This window comes from Microbacterium sp. TWP3-1-2b2, assembly GCF_049896145.1.
GTDB lineage: Bacteria > Actinomycetota > Actinomycetes > Actinomycetales > Microbacteriaceae > Microbacterium.
Genome location: NZ_JAFCTS010000001.1, coordinates 2,307,200 through 2,324,369, shown reverse-complemented (window position 1 = coordinate 2,324,369; position 17,170 = coordinate 2,307,200). Strand labels below are relative to the sequence as shown.

General features: G+C 67.2%; 13 protein-coding genes. 3 read left to right on the top strand and 10 right to left on the bottom strand.

Features of this window, described 5'->3' with window-relative positions:
- The 7 genes from ACP7AR_RS11415 to ACP7AR_RS11385 all read right to left on the bottom strand — a co-directional run bounded on the left by ACP7AR_RS11415 (position 1) and on the right by ACP7AR_RS11385 (position 8,545).
- Complete coding sequence (locus ACP7AR_RS11415) at positions 1 to 672, bottom strand: response regulator (RefSeq protein ID WP_426185783.1); 672 nt, start codon at positions 670 to 672, stop codon at positions 1 to 3.
- Positions 669 to 3,194: an ATP-binding protein gene (locus ACP7AR_RS11410; protein WP_426185781.1), complete on the bottom strand. Its 2,526-nt coding sequence runs from the start codon at positions 3,192 to 3,194 to the stop codon at positions 669 to 671. The genes ACP7AR_RS11415 and ACP7AR_RS11410 overlap by 4 nt, the downstream gene beginning before the upstream one ends.
- Before the next feature lie 14 nt (positions 3,195 to 3,208).
- Complete coding sequence (gene kdpC, locus ACP7AR_RS11405) at positions 3,209 to 3,808, bottom strand: potassium-transporting ATPase subunit KdpC (RefSeq protein WP_426185779.1); 600 nt, start codon at positions 3,806 to 3,808, stop codon at positions 3,209 to 3,211.
- Between the two features lie 26 nt (positions 3,809 to 3,834).
- Complete coding sequence (gene kdpB / locus ACP7AR_RS11400) at positions 3,835 to 6,000, bottom strand: potassium-transporting ATPase subunit KdpB (RefSeq protein WP_426185777.1); 2,166 nt, start codon at positions 5,998 to 6,000, stop codon at positions 3,835 to 3,837.
- Position 6,001: 1 nt separating this feature from the next.
- Positions 6,002 to 7,681: a potassium-transporting ATPase subunit KdpA gene (gene kdpA / locus ACP7AR_RS11395; protein ID WP_426185775.1), complete on the bottom strand. Its 1,680-nt coding sequence runs from the start codon at positions 7,679 to 7,681 to the stop codon at positions 6,002 to 6,004.
- On the bottom strand, positions 7,681 to 7,770 hold the full coding sequence (locus ACP7AR_RS11390) for a potassium-transporting ATPase subunit F (RefSeq protein ID WP_426185773.1): 90 nt from the start codon (positions 7,768 to 7,770) through the stop codon (positions 7,681 to 7,683). The genes kdpA and ACP7AR_RS11390 overlap by 1 nt, the downstream gene beginning before the upstream one ends.
- A gap of 166 nt (positions 7,771 to 7,936) precedes the next feature.
- Complete coding sequence (locus tag ACP7AR_RS11385) at positions 7,937 to 8,545, bottom strand: GNAT family N-acetyltransferase (RefSeq protein WP_426185771.1); 609 nt, start codon at positions 8,543 to 8,545, stop codon at positions 7,937 to 7,939.
- Positions 8,546 to 8,748: 203 nt separating this feature from the next.
- On the opposite strand from ACP7AR_RS11385, the gene ACP7AR_RS11380 reads away from it, so the two are divergent.
- Positions 8,749 to 10,212 (top strand): DUF222 domain-containing protein, encoded by a 1,464-nt coding sequence (locus ACP7AR_RS11380; protein WP_426185769.1) that lies wholly within the window; start codon positions 8,749 to 8,751, stop codon positions 10,210 to 10,212.
- 107 nt (positions 10,213 to 10,319) lie between these two features.
- Here ACP7AR_RS11380 and ACP7AR_RS11375 read toward each other — a convergent pair whose 3' ends face one another.
- A complete protein-coding gene (locus tag ACP7AR_RS11375; RefSeq protein ID WP_426185767.1) occupies positions 10,320 to 12,410 on the bottom strand; it encodes an APC family permease in 2,091 nt (696 codons plus the stop codon).
- Positions 12,411 to 12,567: 157 nt separating this feature from the next.
- On the opposite strand from ACP7AR_RS11375, the gene ACP7AR_RS11370 reads away from it, so the two are divergent.
- Entirely contained in the window at positions 12,568 to 13,266 is a 699-nt protein-coding gene (locus ACP7AR_RS11370) for a GTP pyrophosphokinase (protein ID WP_426185765.1), read from the top strand.
- 161 nt (positions 13,267 to 13,427) lie between these two features.
- On the opposite strand, the gene ACP7AR_RS11365 is transcribed toward ACP7AR_RS11370, so the two are convergent.
- Together ACP7AR_RS11365 and ACP7AR_RS11360 are read right to left on the bottom strand one after the other, a co-directional pair.
- Positions 13,428 to 14,642 (bottom strand): amidohydrolase, encoded by a 1,215-nt coding sequence (locus ACP7AR_RS11365; protein WP_426185763.1) that lies wholly within the window; start codon positions 14,640 to 14,642, stop codon positions 13,428 to 13,430.
- 15 nt (positions 14,643 to 14,657) lie between these two features.
- Entirely contained in the window at positions 14,658 to 15,302 is a 645-nt protein-coding gene (locus ACP7AR_RS11360; protein ID WP_426185761.1) for a TetR/AcrR family transcriptional regulator, read from the bottom strand.
- Positions 15,303 to 15,464: 162 nt separating this feature from the next.
- On the opposite strand from ACP7AR_RS11360, the gene ACP7AR_RS11355 reads away from it, so the two are divergent.
- Positions 15,465 to 17,132: an ABC transporter substrate-binding protein gene (locus tag ACP7AR_RS11355; protein WP_426185759.1), complete on the top strand. Its 1,668-nt coding sequence runs from the start codon at positions 15,465 to 15,467 to the stop codon at positions 17,130 to 17,132.
- Positions 17,133 to 17,170: the final 38 nt, after the last annotated feature.

Here is a 17,170-nt window from a genome sequence, read left to right as displayed (position 1 = left end):
TCAGAGCACCAGCCGGTAGCCCATCCCTGATTCGGTCAACAGGTGCTCCGGGGCTGCAGGGGATGCCTCGAGCTTCTTGCGCAGCTGCGACATGTACAGGCGCAGGTAGCCCGAGTCCGAGACCTGTTCGCTGCCCCAGATCCCCTTCAGCAGATCCTGGCGGGTGACGAGGGCGCCGGGATTGCGCGCGAGGTGCTCGAGCATTCGCCACTCGGTCGGCGTCAGGTGCACCCGACTACCTGAGCGGGTCACCGCCTTCGCTGCCAGATCGATCACGACGTCGCCGAAGCGCACGGTCGACTCCCCCGTCGTCGGTGTCGCGCGGCGGGACAGGGCGCGCAGCCGAGCGAGCAGCTCGTCGACCTGGAACGGCTTCGTGACGAAATCATCGGCGCCGGCGTCGAGCGCCTCGACCTTGTCCGCGGAGCCGGTGCGGCCGGAAACGACGATGATGGGTGCGCTCGTCCAGCCGCGGAGGGCGTGGATCACCTCGATACCGTCGAGTCGCGGCATCCCGAGGTCGAGCAGGATGATGTCCGGATGCGTCTGCGCGGCTGCGGCGATCGCTGCGGCGCCGTCCGCTGCGGCCACGACCTCGTAACCGTGCGCGGCGAGGGTGATGCGCAGGGCTCGTACCATCTGCGGGTCGTCGTCGGCGATGAGGAGCTTCACTCCGCCTCCTCGATATCTGACGATCCCGCAGCCAGGGGCAGGGAGATGACCATGGTGAGGCCGCCACCGGGGGTGTCCTCCGGTGTCAGGCTACCGCCCATCCCTTCCGTGAACCCCTTCGAGAGGGCGAGGCCGAGCCCAAGGCCGGTGGTGTTGTCAGTGTCCCCGTACCGCTGGAAGGGCTGGAAGATGCTGCTCTGTCGTTCGGGAGGAAGTCCGGCTCCCCGGTCGACGATGCGCACCTCGGCCCGGTCTCCCAGTCGACTCGTCGACACGATCACGCGCTGGTCCGCCGGCGAATGCCGGAACGCGTTGGTCAGCAGGTTGACGAGCACGCGTTGCAGCAGCACCGGATCGGCCTGCAGCGGGGGCAGTGCAGGGTCGAGTGCGAGCTCGACGGCAGAGGGACCGAGCGAGAGTTCGTCGAGGGCGGCCAGGATGCCGGCGGACGCGTCCACCCGCGTCGAGGACACGGCCAGCACACCGGCTTCGACCCTGCTCACGTCCAGAAGATCGGTGACGAGCGTCGACAGAGCAGCCAGGCTCTCGTCTGCTGTGGCGAGCAGCTCATCGCGATCGGATGCCGAGAGGCGATGGGTTCCTCGGAGTCCGCCGATCGCGGCTACGGCGGCGGCCAGCGGGCGGCGGAGATCGTGACTGAGGGCGGACAGCAGGGCGCTGCGGACCTGATCCGTCTCGGCGAGTGCCTCGGCCTCTCGAGCCGTCGCGCTGAGATCGGTGTGCTCGATCGCAGCCGACAGCTGCGCGACGATCACATCCAGCAGTCTGCGCGACGGGGTGTCGAGGGGACCACCGTGCAGCTCGAGGAAGGCTCTGGGCTCGCCGTCCGCCCCGCGGCCGACAGGGATCGTGGTCGCGCGGCCGTCGCGCAGCGGTTCGCCGTCTCTCGCGATGATCTCGCCGTCAGGGGCGACCAGGCGCACGCCGCTCAGGGCGAAGGCCTCTCTGGTGCGCGTGACGAGGGCGAGTGCAGCGCTGTCACCGCGCAGCACGTTGCCGGCGATGGACGCGAGCAGTTCGGCCTCGGCAGTCGCGCGTTGAGCGGAGCGTGCGCGGCGAGCGGCCTGGTCGACGATCAGGCTGACCAGGATCGCGATGATGACGTAGAGCGCGAGGGCGATCGCGTGGAGCGGATGCGCGACGGTCACGGTGTACAGCGGCGCGACGAAGAGGAAGTCCAGCGTGACTCCGGAGAGTACAGCGGCGAAGAGCGCGGGGCGCAGCCCGCCGATGAGCGCGACCACGACCACGAGCAGCTGATACGACAGGACCTCCGAGGTGATCGACTCGGGGCTGCGCAGCGTGAACAGCAGCCACGACAGCAGCGGACCGCCGACGAGTGCCACGACGAAGCCGAGCACCTGACGACGCCATCCGAGCGCTCCACCGGTCATCCGCGGCAGAGCGGCGCGACCGCCGGCATGGGCGTGTGTGACGATGTGCACATCGATGTCGCCTGAGCGCCTGATGACCTCGGCGCCGATTCCAGGCCCGGTGAGCATCGCGGCCAGACGCCCTCGGCGGCTCACGCCGATCACGAGCTGCGTGGCGTCGACGGATTGCGCGAACTCGACCAGGGTCTCGGGCACGTCATCACCGATGACCTGGTGGTAGCTGCCGCCGAGCGACTCCACCAGAGCGCGCTGAGCGGTCAGTGCACCAGGGGCCTCTGTCCGCAGGCCGTCCTGCGTTGAGACGTGCACTCCGAGCAGTTCGCCTCCCGCCGAGCGTGCCGCGATCCGTGCACCGCGTCGCAGCAGCGTCTCGCCCTCCGCCCCGCCGGTGAGGGCGACGACGACGCGCTCCCTGGCCTGCCAGGCCCCCTCGATGCCCTGCTCCGCCCGATAGCTGCGCAGGGCGCTGTCGACCTCGTCGGCGAGCCAGAGCAGTGCGAGTTCCCGGAGTGCCGTGAGATTGCCGAGCCGGAAGTAGTTCGACAGGGCGGCGTCGACGCGCTCGGCGGGATACACGAGTCCCGCGGCCAGACGGTCGCGCAACGACTGAGGGGCGAGGTCGATGACCTCGATCTCGTCCGCCGCACGCACCACGGCATCCGGAATGGTCTCCTGCTGGGCGACGCCGGTGATCTTCTCGACGACGGCGTTGAGCGATTCGACGTGCTGCACGTTCACGGTGGTGATGACATCGATGCCGGCGTCGAGGAGGACCTGGACGTCCTCCCAGCGCTTGTGATGCTCTGAGCCGGGGATGTTGGTGTGCGCGAGTTCGTCGACGAGAGCGATCTCCGGTGCGCGCACCAGGACGGCTTCGAGGTCGAGCTCGGTGAGCGCGACTCCCCGGTGCCGGTCGACGCGCCGTGGCACCTCGGGCAGTCCCACCGTCTGGGCCAGGGTGGCCGCTCGTTCGTGGGTCTCGACGATCGCGATGACGACGTCGCGACCCTCATCCTGAAGTCGACGGCCCTCGGCGAGCATCTCGAAGGTCTTGCCGACGCCGGGGGCGGCGCCGAGGAGTACGCGTAGCCGACCGCGCCGCGGCATCCGCTCAGCGTGCATCAGCCCTCCCGGTCATCGAGTGCGAGGTTGAGCTCCACGACGTTGACGCGCTCCTCGCCGAGGAAGCCCAGGTTCCGCCCTTGAATCCTAGACTCCAGGGCGCTGCGGACCTCCGCCTCCGACAGTCCGCGCGCGTCGGCGACCCGCGGTACCTGGAGTAGGGCGTACGCGATGCTGATGTGCGGGTCGAGACCGGAAGCGGATGCCGTGACAGCGTCGGGCGGGACCTCCGAGAGCGAGACGTCCTCCCGCTCGGCGATCTGCGACTTTCTTTCGTCGATCGCCCTGATCAGCTCGGGGTTCTCCGGACCCAGGTTGCTTCCGCCGGAACGGGTGCCGTCGTATCCGTCGCCTGCCGCCGAAGGGCGCGACTGGAAGTACTCCGGCAGAGCCTCGCCGTCTGCGTCGGTGAAGGACTGGCCGATCAGGGCGCTTCCCTTCCCATCGCCGACGGGCGATCCGTTCGCCTGCCACGGCAGGACCAGCTGGCCGATGCCGGTGACGAGGAGGGTGTAGCCGACGCCGAGGATCAGCGTGAGCACGAGCATCGCGCGGACGGCGACGCCGGTGGTGCGGACTGCGGTGCGTGTGGAGGACATGTCTGTGGATTCCTATCGGGTGCCGGTCAGAAACCGGGGATGAGGCTGACGACGAGGTCGATGAGCTTGATGCCGATGAACGGCGCGATGACGCCGCCGAGGCCGTAGACGAGCAGGTTGCGCTGCAGGATCTGCGAGGCGCTCGCCGGGCGGTACTTCACGCCGCGCAGCGCGAGTGGGATGAGGAAGACGATGACGACTGCGTTGAAGATGATCGCGCTCGTCACGGCGGATGCCGGGGAGTGCAGCTGCATGATGTTCAACGCCGCGAGTCCGGGGAACACGCCCATGAACATGGCGGGGATGATCGCGAAGTACTTCGCGATGTCGTTCGCCAGCGAGAACGTCGTGAGCGCCCCGCGGGTGATGAGCAGCTGCTTGCCGATGCGCACGACGTCGATGAGCTTGGTCGGGTCGGAGTCGAGGTCGACCATGTTGCCGGCCTCCTTCGCGGCCGAGGTGCCGGTGTTCATCGCCACGCCGACATCGGCCTGCGCAAGGGCAGGGGCATCGTTCGTGCCATCGCCGGTCATTGCGACCAGGCGGCCGCCCTCCTGCTCGCGGCGGATGAGTTCGAGCTTGTCCTCCGGCGTGGCTTCGGCCAGGAAGTCGTCGACGCCGGCCTCTTTCGCGATGGCGGCCGCAGTGAGCGGGTTGTCCCCGGTGATCATGACGGTGCGGATGCCCATGCTGCGCAGTTCATCGAATCGCTCCCGCAGGCCGTCCTTGACGATGTCCTTCAAGTGCACGACGCCGAGCACGCGACCGACGCCTGCGGCATCCTTCACTGCGACGACGAGGGGAGTGCCGCCGCTCTGCGCGATCGCTTCGGTGCGTGAGGTCAGCTCGGCATCGTCCTTGGCGCCGAGCCAGGCCTGCACGGCGGATCCTGCGCCCTTGCGGATCTGCGTGCCGTCCGGGAGATCGAGTCCGCTCATCCTGGTCTGCGCGGTGAACGGCACGATGACTGCGTCGCCAGGCTCAGTGACCCGGATGCCGCGGGCAGCGGCCAGCTCGACGATCGACGCGCCCTCGGAGGTCGGGTCAGCGAGGGATGAGAGGGCGGCGGTGCGCAGCAGTTCGTCTGGGTCGACCTCCGGCATCCGCACCACCTCGTGTGCTCGGCGGTTGCCGTACGTGATGGTGCCTGTCTTGTCGAGGAGCAGGGTCGTCACGTCCCCGGCGGCCTCGACGGCGCGACCCGACATCGCCAGGACGTTGCGCTGCACGAGTCGGTCCATCCCGGCGATGCCGATCGCGGAGAGGAGTGCGCCGATCGTCGTCGGGATGAGGCACACGAGCAGGGCGATCAGCACGGGGATGCTCACCGGGGAAGCCGCGTAGGAGGCGATCGGGTTGAGCGCCAGCACGACGATCAGGAACACGATCGACAGGCTCGCGAGCAGGATGTTCAGGGCGATCTCGTTCGGGGTGCGCTGGCGGCTGGCGCCTTCGACGAGCGCGATCATCCGATCGACGAAGGTCTCGCCGGGCTTCGACGTGATGCGCACGACGATGCGGTCCGAGAGTACCCGCGTACCGCCGGTGACGGCACTGCGGTCGCCTCCCGATTCTCGGATCACCGGGGCGCTCTCGCCGGTGATCGCCGATTCGTCCACCGTCGCGATTCCGGAGACGATGTCGCCGTCGCCGGGGATCAGCTCGCCGGCGTCGATGATCACGATGTCACCGCGTCGCAGGTCGGCCGATGACACCTGCTCGGTCGCGGCGTCTTCCACGAACCCGATCCCTGAGCCTGTCGAAGGGTCCGACGCCTGATCGTAGGCGGACACGCGACGCGCCATCGTGCTCGTGCGGGTCCCGCGCAGACTGGCGGCCTGGGCCTTTCCCCGTCCTTCGGCGATCGACTCGGCGACGTTGGCGAAGAGCACCGTCAGCCACAGCCACACCGCGATGCCCCACGTGAACAGTGCGGGTACTGCGGTGCCGCCGGATTCGCCGGGGCCGCCGAGGAATGGCTCGGCGATCGCGAGAACCGTCGTGAATGCCGCTCCGACCCAGACGAGCAGCATCACCGGGTTGCGGACGAGGCTGGCCGGATTGAGTCTGCGCACGGCGCCGGGGAGGGCCTGGGTGAGCTGCGCCCATCCGAAGGAGCGGGGCTTCGACGACTGCGCGGGTGCGGATGCCGCGGCATCCTGCTGTTCGGAGACGGAGGTGATGAGTGTCATGTCAGACGAGTCCTTCGGCGAGCGGGCCCAGAGTGAGCACCGGGAAGTACGTGAGTGCGGTGACGACGACCGTCACGGCGACGAGGAGACCGACGAACTGCGGCCGGTGGGTGGGGAGCGCGCCTGATGTCACGGGGATGCGCTCCTGCGCCGCGAACGAACCGGCAAGTGCAAGCACCAGGACGATCGGGATGAAACGACCGAGCAGCATCGCGACTCCGAGCGCGGTGTTGAACCACGGGGTGTCGGCGGTGAGGCCGGCGAAGGCGGAGCCGTTGTTGTTGGCCGCCGAGGTGAACGCGTAGAGCACCTCACTCATCCCGTGCACTCCGGGGTTCAGGATGCTGGTCGATTCGACGTCTTCTCGGATGCCTGGGACTGCGAAGCTCAGGGCGGTTCCGCCCAGCACGAGTGCCGGAACTATCAGGATGTAGAGGCTCGCGAGCTTGATCTCCCGCGGGCCGATCCGTTTGCCGAGATACTCCGGGGTGCGCCCGATGAGCAGACCGCCGACGAACACCGCGATGATCGCGAGGACGAGCATCCCGTAGAGACCGGAGCCGACGCCGCCTGGGGCGACTTCGCCGAGCATCATGTTGAGCATCGGCATCATGCCGCCCAGCGCCGTGTACGAGTCGTGCATGGAGTTCACCGCGCCGGTGGAGGTGAGGGTCGTCGCGCTGCCGAACAACGCGGAACCGAGGATGCCGAAACGCTGTTCCTTGCCTTCCATCGCAGCGCCGGCGAGTTCGGGTGCGGTGCCGCGGCCTGCCAGCTCGAGGGCGGACAGGGTGAAGGTCGAGAGCAGGAAGATCGTGCCCATGACGGCGGCGATCGCATAGCCCTGGCGGTGGTCGCCGATCATGCGACCGAAGGTGCGGGGCAGTGCGAACGGGATCGCGAGCACGAGGATGATCTCCAGCAGACTCGTCCACGCCGTCGGGTTCTCGAACGGGTGGGCGGAGTTCGCGTTGAAGAAGCCGCCGCCGTTCGTGCCGAGCAGTTTGATCGCCTCCTGCGAGGCCACCGGTCCGCCGGGGATCGACTGCGTGCCGCCCGAGATCGTCTGCACCTCGGTGAAGCCGGCGAAGTTCTGCACGACGCCGCCGGCGATGAGGGCGACGGCCCCGATCAGGGCGATGGGCAGCAGGATGCGGCCGAGTCCGCGGATGAGATCGACCCAGAAGTTGCCGATCGTCGCGGAGCCACGACGGGAGAGTCCGCGGATCAGCGCGATCGCGATCGTCAGGCCGACAGCCGCCGAGACGAAGTTCTGCACGGTGAGACCGGCGAGCTGCACGACGTAGCCCATGGTCTGCTCGGGCGAGTACGACTGCCAGTTCGTGTTGGCCACGAACGACGCCGCGGTGTTGAACGCGAGGCCCTCCGGCACGGCGGGGAGACCGAGCGACTGCGGCAGGAAGGCCTGCAGGCGCTGCAGCCCGTAGACGAGGAGGAAGCCGACAAGAGAGAAGGCGAGCACGCTGCGCGCGTAGGCGCGCCAGGTCTGCTCGGACGCGGAGTCGACGCCGATCAGTCGGTAGACACCGCGCTCGGCACGCAGGTCGCGAGTCGAGGTGTAGACGCGCGCGATGCCGTCGCCGAGCGGGCGGTAGAGGAGCACGAGCGCGACGATGAGCGTCGCGGCCTGGAGGATGCCGAACCAGATCGTGGCATCCATCAGAACTTCTCCGGAGCGACGAGTGCGATGACGAGGTAGACGATCGCGGCGACGGCAAGAGCCACTGCAGCGATCTCGAAGACGATCACAGTCGTTCCACCCCCTTCGCGATCAGAGCGACGAGGGCGAAGAGCGCGAAGGTCAGCGCGAGGTAGATGATGTCCAGCACGAGAGTCGATACAACTCCGGTGCGGGGACCACGACCATGATCCTCACGCTTTCCCTACGGGCGCAGGGTCGATGCATGCGGGATGCTCACATCGGCAGGGCGTGCCTGCCCGTCTGCCACTCTTCCGCGAGGAGTCCGTAGTTCATCCCGTCCATCCACTCGCCCGAGCGGTGCAGGGCGGTCTTGCGACTGAACTCCTCGCGGCGCATCCCGATCCGCTCCATCAGCCGCCACGACGGTTCGTTGTCGGCGAAGCATCCGGCATGCACGCGGTGAAGGCGCAGCGTGCCGAAGCAGACGTCGATCGCGGCTCTGACGGCTTCGGTGGCGTATCCGCGTCCGACGTACGCGGGATCCAGTGCCCAGCCGAGCTCGGCCTGAACTCCCTTGGCGTCATCCGCGACCTCTGCCTGCGCCCACGCGTCCTCGATGCGCAGCATCAGGTCTCCGATGATCACGGGCTCGGTGCCGGAATCCGGCAGCAGCTCGATGACGAAGGTCGCGGCGAGGCGATCGGGATCGAGGTAGCGCTCGCGGAACGCGTCGCGGGTCGCCGGCGCGAGGCCCAGCCAGCGGTTGACGTCGGGGAGGCGGCGGAACTCCCAGACGGCGTCGAGATCCTCCGGGGTGCAGCGACGGATCTCGAGGCGGGGAGTGCGGATCGGCCAGGGATCGCGAGGCTGCGCGTCGGTCATCAGGCCAGCGTAGGAGGAGCAGCGTCGATGTTCCAGGATCCGGAGCCTTCCGGCGGCCCGGCCGGCGGCTGAACTCGCGATTCGATGTCGAGAACTGTCGCGTCTGCGGCTTCGTGCGGTGCGTGAGATGTTCTTTGGAAATGTCTTCTGACCTGGGTGAAACCGGGGTCGGAATGTCGGTGGCCCCTTGTTGAATAGGGGGTATGAACAGCATCGTTGCTCGGCTTCGGGATCTGGAGGAGACCCTCGGTTCTGTGGCGTGCGACGTGTTCGGTTCGGAGCGGGTTCCGGGGTTGTCTGACGCGGATGTGGCGGAACTGCTGGTGGTGTCTGGTCGTATTCAGCGGCGGTTGGAGGGTCTGCAGGTCGAGGCGGCGGTGCAGGTCGGTGACCGCTCTGCCGGGCTCAAGGATGAGCGGATGACGACCCGGTACGGGTGCTCGAAGCCGGCGGATCTGGTGCGGATGCTGACCGGCACCGACACGAGGGCTGCGGCCCGGTTGGTGAGGGCGGCACGTCTGGTGCGGAGGGATGTCGGGATCACCGATGGTGCGTTCCTGCCGGCGCGGTATCAGGCGTTGCGTGAAGTGATGGTCGATGGTGGTCTGGGTGTGGCGGGGTTGTTGGCGGCGACGGATCCGATCGAGCAGTCCGCACGCCGGATCAGTGATGAGGACCGTGTGGAGGCGGACCGTCAGCTCGCCGATTTCGCTCGAGAGATGGACTCCGGTGACTCGGTGGATGAGGGGGCTCCGCGCCCGGCCCCGTTGCCGGAGGATCTGGGCACTCTCGCCCGGGTGATGGTCGCGTATCTGGATCCTGATGGGGCGGAGCCGGCCGACGAGGCGGCGATGCGGGGCCGCTTCTTCTCGATCGGGAAGGTGAAGGATGGTGCGGCGCCGGTGCGGGGGAGCCTCCTGCCCGAGGTGGCCGCCCAACTGAGCTTGTTGATCGACAGTCTGTTGAACCCGAAGGTCAACGGGGCGGATGACCCGGACGAGAAAGCCGAGCCCTCACCCCGCGGCGTGCGGTTCGAGCCCTCCACCGATGAAGGCGCCCAGGACGGTCCGGTATTCGTCGATACCCGCACCCGCGGGCAGAGGCTGCATGACGCGCTCGCGGCGATCCTGAACACCGCGGCCAGAACAGACCTGTTCCCGCACCTGGGCGGTGCGGCGCCGACGCTCACGGTCGTCGCGACGGCCGCTGACCTCGCGGCGGGGCATGGGTGGGCGCAGATCGGGCACACCGGCGATCTCGTCCCGCTCGCTGCGGCGTTGCAGACCGGGTGCGCCGGCGGTGTCCAGCGGATCCTGTTCGATGACGGGGGTCGGATCGTGTCGATCGGCACCAGTTCCCGCATCTTCAACGCGCTGCAGCGCCGCGCCATCACTGCGAGGGATGGCGGGTGCGTGATCCCCGGGTGCACGATCCCCGCGACCTGGTGCGAAGTCCACCACGTGAAAGAGCACGCCGACGGTGGACCCACCCACACCGACAACGGGGTGCTGTTGTGCTGGTTCCATCACCGCACCCTGCACCTGACCGAATGGGTGATCCGCATGAACCGTGGCATCCCCGAAGTCCGCGGCCCCGCCTGGTGGGACCCCCACCAGAGGTGGCACCGCACCCGCAGCCCCCACCGCCGACAACCCGTCCCCGGCTGACGGGCGAGCCGGTTGAGTCGGCTGAAAAGGGTGGAGCCTGCCGAAAAGGGTGGAGCCTGCCGAAGAGGTGAGTCGGCCGAAAGTGGCGGATCCGGGCGAGACCGCGCTCAGTCGTCCGTCGGCGGTCCGGCGGGCCGGTGCGCCCGGCGGCCGGTGGTGGCGGTGAGCACCGGACGGCCCGCGCGCTCCTGCCCGGGAATCGGTCGTGAGCGGCGTCCGTAGATCAGCTCGGACGAATCCAGCAACCACGGCACGAGCGTGATCGACACTCCGTGCACGAGCATGAGCTGGTTCGCCATGCGGCGCGCGCGGCGGTTGTGCAGGAAACTCTCCCACCAGTGGCCCACGATGTACTGCGGCAGATAGACCGTCACCACCGAAGAACCGTGCTTTTCGCGGTACTGCGTGATGAACTGAGCGACCGGCTGCGCGAACGAGCGGAACGGCGACTCGACGATGATCAGCGGGATGGGGATGCGATGCTCCGCCCATTCCTGTTGCAATCGCTCGGCGTCGTCCTCCGAGACCGCGATGTGCACCGCGAGCGTCTTTCCGTGCTTCGCCGCGATCGCGTAGTCAATGGCCTTGATGACCGGCTTCTGCAGCTTGCTGACCAGCACGAGGGCCACGTCTCCGCTCGCACCGAAGTGGGTCGTGTCGTCGATCGCGATCTCGTGTTCGACATCGCGGTAGTAGCGCTTCACACCCATCATCAGGAAGGCGAGGATCGGGATGGCGAAGAACACCAGATACGCCCCGTGCGTGAACTTCGTGATGGTCACGATGAGGAGCACCAGGATCGTCAGGGTGGCGCCGGCCGAGTTGATGATCAGGCCGATCCGCGCCGACCGTCGATCAGATGCTGCCGCATCGTCGACCGTGACCGCCGCGTCGCCCTCCCCTGGCTGCGTGGTCCGCAATATCCGCCGCCAGTGGCGCACCATCCCGATCTGGCCGAGCGAGAACGACACGAAGACCCCGATGATGTAAAGCTGGATGAGCGTCGTCAGCCGCGCCTGGAACACCACGAGAACGGCGATCGCAGCGATCCCCAGCAGGATCATCCCGTTCGAGAAGACCAGCCGGTCGCCGCGCGTGTTCAGGGCCTTAGGTGCGTAGCCGTCGCGAGCCAGGACGGAGCCGAGCAGCGGGAACCCGTTGAAGGCGGTGTTCGCGGCGAGCAGCAGTACACAGGCCGTGGCCGCCTGCACGATGAAGAACAGGATGCTGCCGCCGCCGAACGTCGCCGCCGCGATCTGCGCCATCAGACTCGGTTGCGGGTTCGTGCAGTCGAAGCCGACGAGATCGCAGGGGTTCTCGGCGTAATGCACGCCGGTGATGAGGGCGAGCGCAGTGAGACCGGCGAAGAGGCAGATGGCGATGGAACCCATCAGTACGAGCGTCGCCTGCGCGTTGCGCACCTTAGGGATGCGGAACGCGGGCACACCGTTGGAGACGGCCTCGACGCCCGTGAGGGCGGAGCATCCGCTGGAGAACGCACGCAGCACCAAGAGGATGACGGCGGCCTGGCTGAGATCTTCGGAGTGCACCGCGAACTCGGCGCTCGAGGCCACCGGTGCGTTGCCGAGGAACGTCTGGATGAGACCGGTGATGATCATGAAGCCGACGGATGCGATGAACACGTAGGTCGGGATCGCGAACACGGTCGACGCCTCACGGACGCCCCGCAGGTTGACGATGATGATCAGGACGACGAACCCGACGGCCAACTCGACTCGCCAGGCGTTCAAGCCGGGTACGGCGGAGATGATGTTGTCGACTCCGGATGCCACCGAAACCGCGACCGTGAGCACGTAGTCGACCAGCAAGGCTGCCGCGACCACCACGCCAGGGATCTCGCCGAGGTTCTTCGACGCGACCTCGTAGTCGCCTCCGCCGGACGGGTACGCCTTGATGAGTTGCCGGTAGCTGAGCACGACGACGATCAGCAGCACGATGACCGCAGCGGCGACCAGCGGCGTGAACGACAGGAAGGTGAGTCCGCCGATCAGCAGGATCATCACGAGCTCCTGCGGCGCGTAGGCCACCGAGCTCAGTGCATCCGATGCGAAGATCGGCAGCGCCATCCGCTTGGGCAGCAACTGATCGTCGACCTGCTTCGAGGTGAGCGGGTCGCCGAGGAGGATGCGTTTGGCGAGCGGCGGGGTGTCCGGTAGCGCTCGGGTTTCTTCTGCCACGAGGCGTGACACTACGCCGATCCGCGGCATCCTCACGGGATCCTTACGAAATCCCTACGGCCGTCGGCGACGCCCATACGGAATCCTCACGCCGACGGCATCCGCCCACAGCGAAACGCACAGCGCGTTCTGATCACGCTCCCGTAACGTCGAATCCATGACGACCATTCAGGTCAGCGAAGACGACATTCGCCAGACGCGGGAACTCCGTGACGAATTCCAGAAGTTCTTGCGCGAGTACGAATTCGGGATGCGTGAGGTCGAGACGAAGATCTCGATCCTGCGGGACGAGTTCCTGCATGATCACGCGTACAACCCGATCGAGCACGTGAAGAGCCGGATCAAGACGCCGGACAGCATCGTCGAGAAGATCGCCCGCAAGGGGATCGAGGAGCCCGACTTCGAGCGCATCCGTGAGGAGATCACGGACATCGCCGGAGTCCGCGTGACGTGCAGCTTCGTCGCTGACGTGTATCAGCTGTTCGACCTACTCACGCAGCAGGACGACGTCACTGTTCGCGCGGTGAAGGACTACATCAAGACCCCGAAGCCCAACGGCTACAAGAGCTTGCACGTCATCATCGAGGTGCCGGTGTTCCTGTCGACCGGGCCCCTCCTTGTGCCGGTCGAGGTGCAGTTCCGCACCATAGCGATGGACTTCTGGGCGAGCCTGGAGCACAAGATCTATTACAAGTTCTCCAACCAGGTGCCATCGCACCTCGTCGAGAGCCTGTCGGATGCGGCGGACGCGGCCGCCGAGCTCGACTCGCGTATGGAGCGGCTGCACCGCGAGGCGCACGGCGTGCCGCAGCGTCAGTTGGATCCGCCGCCCCCGCCGCGCATCGTCGAGGTCTGACCGGCACAACTCCGGAGGTTTTCCGCCGTTCGGCATGATCCGGGCGGTGCCGGGCGTCGGTACGGCAGATTCTCCGGAGTTATGCGGGCCAATGCGCCGCGCTGGTCGATGCACGCCGCCCCGCGTCGGTCGAAGCATTCGACGCGGGCCGAGCGGTCGCGTCAGTCCAGGAACTCGCGGACCGCCGTCGCCATCGCGGTGACCCCGACCTCGATCGTGGGGTGGATCTCCGGCGCGAACAGCGGCGAGTGGTTGGTGGGGATGTCGTGGGCGACCGTGCCGCCTGCGACAGCCGCCGCGAACGTCGCGGGGTCTACACCGCCCCAGAACCAGAAGACCAGAGGTGCGCCGGCATCACGCGCGAACCATGAGACGTCCTCGCTGCCGGTGATCATCCCCGGATCGATGACGCTGGCTTCTCCGAGGGCGCGCTGAAACGCGGTCGTGACCCGCGCCACGGCATCCTCGTCATTGATGGTGGGCGGCAGGGTGTGGTCGGTTCGGATCTCGGGTTCTCGCTCCGCGCCCGACGCCAGGGCCTCGGCCCGGACGATCCGCTCCACGCTCGCGAGCACGTTCGCACGGGCCTCGTCGTTCGGGTAGCGCAGGCTGAGTTCGAGCGTCGCCTCGGCGGGGATGATGTTGTTCTTCAGACCGGCGTGGATCGAGCCGACGGTGACGACGGCGACGTCCTGCGGGTCGGTCTCGCGAGAGGCGATCGTCTGCAGGCGCATCACGGTGGCAGCCGCCATCACCACAGGGTCGACGGTCGTGTGCGGCCTCGAACCGTGCCCGCCGCGGCCGTGCAGGGTGACCGTGAGGCCGTCGGATGCCGCCATCTGAGTGCCGCTGCGCACGCCGATGACACCCGCGGCGAAGGGGGTGACATGCTGGCCGAGCACGATGTCGGGCTTCGGATAGCGGTCGAGGATCCCGGCATCCAGCATCGCCCTGGCGCCCGCACCGTACTCCTCGGCCGGCTGGATGATGACCACGAGTGTTCCTGACCATTCCGCCTGCTCGGCGACGAGCCGTTCGACGGCACCGATCATCGCGGTGACATGCATGTCGTGCCCGCACGCGTGCATCACAGGAACCGTGTGGCCGGCCGGGTCGACGCCGGTCGTCGTGCTCGCATACGCCAGGCCGGTCTGCTCTTCGACCGGGAGTGCGTCCATGTCGGCGCGCGCCCATACGGTCGGGCCCTGACCGTTGCGCAGAACCCCGATGACGCCGGTGATGCCGATTCCCTCTTCGACCTCGAGTCCGAGATCGCGCAGGTGCTGGGCGGCGATGCCCGCCGTGCGCGTCTCCTGGAACGAGAGTTCGGGGTGCTGATGGAGGTCGATGTACAGCGCTTCGAGGTCGATGCTCATGGGCTGAGCCTAGTGTCAGTCCTCGCGCACGTAACTCCCGAGTTCGGGCGGCGGTTGCAGCACCGCGCCCACGATCGCGCGGATCGCGAATTCGCTGGACTCGCCGAGCTCGACGATCTCCGGATGCAGCAGCCATTGCAGCTGCAGGCCGTCCATGACGGCGAGGATGCTGGCGGATGCCGCGGCGACCGTGTCGGGCTCGGTCACGCCCTCCTGCGCGCACAGCGCGTGAAACGCCTCTGACACCTCGCGGCGAAGGGTCGTGTAGCGCTCCTCGAAGAAGTCACGTGCCGGGTGGTCATCGGTCACGGATTCATTCGAGAGCACGGTGTACGCCTGCACGATGCCAGGGCGCCGCTCATTCGCGAACGCCGTGCGCACCAGGTGGAGGAAGAGTTCGGGGCCGCCAGGGATGTGCTTCTCGACCAGCTCGGCGACGTCGGCCTGATCGCGGTAGGCGAGCACCTCGAGCAGCAGCTTCTGCTTCGAGCCGAAGTGATGCAGCACGCCGGCGTGCGTCATCCCGACCTGCTCGGCGACATCCGCGAGCGTGCCGTTGGTCGATCCCTTGTTGCCGAAGATCTCGACCGCTGCTTCCAGGATGTCAGTGCGCTTCTGCCTGGTGGCAGGGCGCGTGCGTGTCGAACCATCTATGGCCACAGCATCCCCCCTTCGAGGTGAGTGTAACGGTCTGGTATCCCGTACTTGCAAGCTTACTTACTTGTCGGTAACCTCGCCTCAGTTTACTTTCTCATGAGTAAGCTAAAGCGTCACACCGACGCGTGCCACACCTGCACAATGACCCGTGTCCTAGGAGAAGCAATGAAGCTCAGCAGATCTCTGATCGCGATCGGCGCGATCGCGACCCTCAGCATCGGCGTGCTCGCCGGATGCTCGCCCGCCGCAGATGACGGCGGCGGAGACTCCGGCGCATCGACCGCCGCACTCACGATCGCCAAGCCCGACGGCGCGATCACCACAGAGTCGCACAACCCGTACCTCGGCGACTCCTCCGCATCGAAGTACGGCTACGCCAAGGTCATCTTCGAGCCTCTCGCGCTCGTGAACCCGACCGGTGACCTCGCCACCACCCCGTGGCTGGCCGAGTCGGTCGAATGGAACGACGACTACACCGAGCTCACGGTCGTCCCGCGCAGTGGCGTCAACTGGAGCGATGGCGAGCCGTTCACCGGCGATGACATCGTGTTCACGTTCGATCAGTTCCTCAACGGCAAGCTCACCGACTCGTCTGGACTGAAGTACGAGGGCGCGACAGTCGACGGCGACAAGATCACCCTGAAGTTCGCCGACTCGAAGTACACCGCTCAGTCGCGCGTGCTGCACACCCCGATCGTGCCGAAGCACATCTGGGAGAACATCGAAGACCCCAACACCGACCCTCTCACCGAAGACGGCCTCGCCGTCGGCACAGGACCGTACACGCTCTCGAGCTGGACCACAGAATCGGTCACGTTGACGGCGAACGAGGACTACTGGGGCGGCGAACTCGCCGTTCCCGAGCTGCACTACGTCTCCTACGGCGACAACGCCGCCCTCACGACGGCGCTCGCATCGGGCGAGGCCGACTGGGCCCAGGCGTTCATTCCGCAGATCGAGGAGAGCTACCTCTCCGCCGATGAGGACAACCAGTTCCTCGTCTCGCCCACTGCAGGCGCCGGAACTCTGTTCTTCAACCTGCAGACCAAGCCGTTCAACAACCCCGCGCTGCGCGAAGCCCTGGCCTGGACGATCGACCGCGAGGCATACGTCGACATCGCCCGTGAAGGCGCGAGCGACCCGGTCTGGAACGTCACCGGCCTTGGCACGCTTCTCGAAGACGAGATCCTCCCCGAGTACAAGGACCAGGCCTACGAGGTCGACGTCGACAAGGCCAAGGAGATCCTCACCGACGCCAGCTACACCTGGGAGAGCGACAAGCTCATCGACCCCGACGGCGAAGCAGTGTCGTTCTCTATCTCGGTACCAGCCGGGTGGAGCGACTGGAACACCGAGCAGGCACTGATCGCGGAAGAGCTCGACGAGGCTCTGGGCATCGAGGTCAAGGTCGACCAGCCCGACTGGGGTGGCTGGGACGCCGCCCGCCAGGAGGGCACTTTCCAGGCGATCATCCACTGGCTCGAGGACACCGGTAACGTCTACGGTCTCTACACGTCGACCATGGATCCGAAGTGGATCGTCGATGACAAGGCGCAGTTCAACTTCGGCCGGTTCGAGGACCCCGCTGTGACCGAGGCGCTGAACACCTATGCCAACGCATCGTCCGATGAAGACCGCGCGGCGGCGTCGGCAGTGCTGCAGACGGCGTTCGCCGAGAACGTGCCCGCGATCCCGCTCGGCGCGCACCCGCTGCTGGGCGAGTTCAACACCCGCAACTACGTCGGGTGGCCGTCCGAGGAGGACCAGTACGCCTCGGGTGACCCGACCCAGCCGGGCATCGTGCAGGTTCTGACGAAGCTGACGTCCAAGTAAGAAAGCGGATGCTGAGCCCGTCGAGGTGCCGGACACTT

Excerpts from the sequence above, each read along its gene's own strand:
- kdpB (WP_426185777.1), bottom strand. The coding sequence starts at position 6,000 with ATGACACTCATCACCTCCGTCTCCGAACAGCAGGATGCCGCGGCATCC.
- ACP7AR_RS11410 (WP_426185781.1), bottom strand. The coding sequence starts at position 3,194 with ATGCCGCGGCGCGGTCGGCTACGCGTACTCCTCGGCGCCGCCCCCGGC.
- kdpC (WP_426185779.1), bottom strand. The coding sequence starts at position 3,808 with ATGTCCTCCACACGCACCGCAGTCCGCACCACCGGCGTCGCCGTCCGC.
- ACP7AR_RS11355 (WP_426185759.1), top strand. The coding sequence starts at position 15,465 with ATGAAGCTCAGCAGATCTCTGATCGCGATCGGCGCGATCGCGACCCTC.
- ACP7AR_RS11380 (WP_426185769.1), top strand. The coding sequence starts at position 8,749 with ATGAACAGCATCGTTGCTCGGCTTCGGGATCTGGAGGAGACCCTCGGT.
- ACP7AR_RS11385 (WP_426185771.1), bottom strand. The coding sequence starts at position 8,545 with ATGACCGACGCGCAGCCTCGCGATCCCTGGCCGATCCGCACTCCCCGC.
- ACP7AR_RS11365 (WP_426185763.1), bottom strand. The coding sequence starts at position 14,642 with ATGAGCATCGACCTCGAAGCGCTGTACATCGACCTCCATCAGCACCCC.
- ACP7AR_RS11370 (WP_426185765.1), top strand. The coding sequence starts at position 12,568 with ATGACGACCATTCAGGTCAGCGAAGACGACATTCGCCAGACGCGGGAA.
- kdpA (WP_426185775.1), bottom strand. The coding sequence starts at position 7,681 with ATGGATGCCACGATCTGGTTCGGCATCCTCCAGGCCGCGACGCTCATC.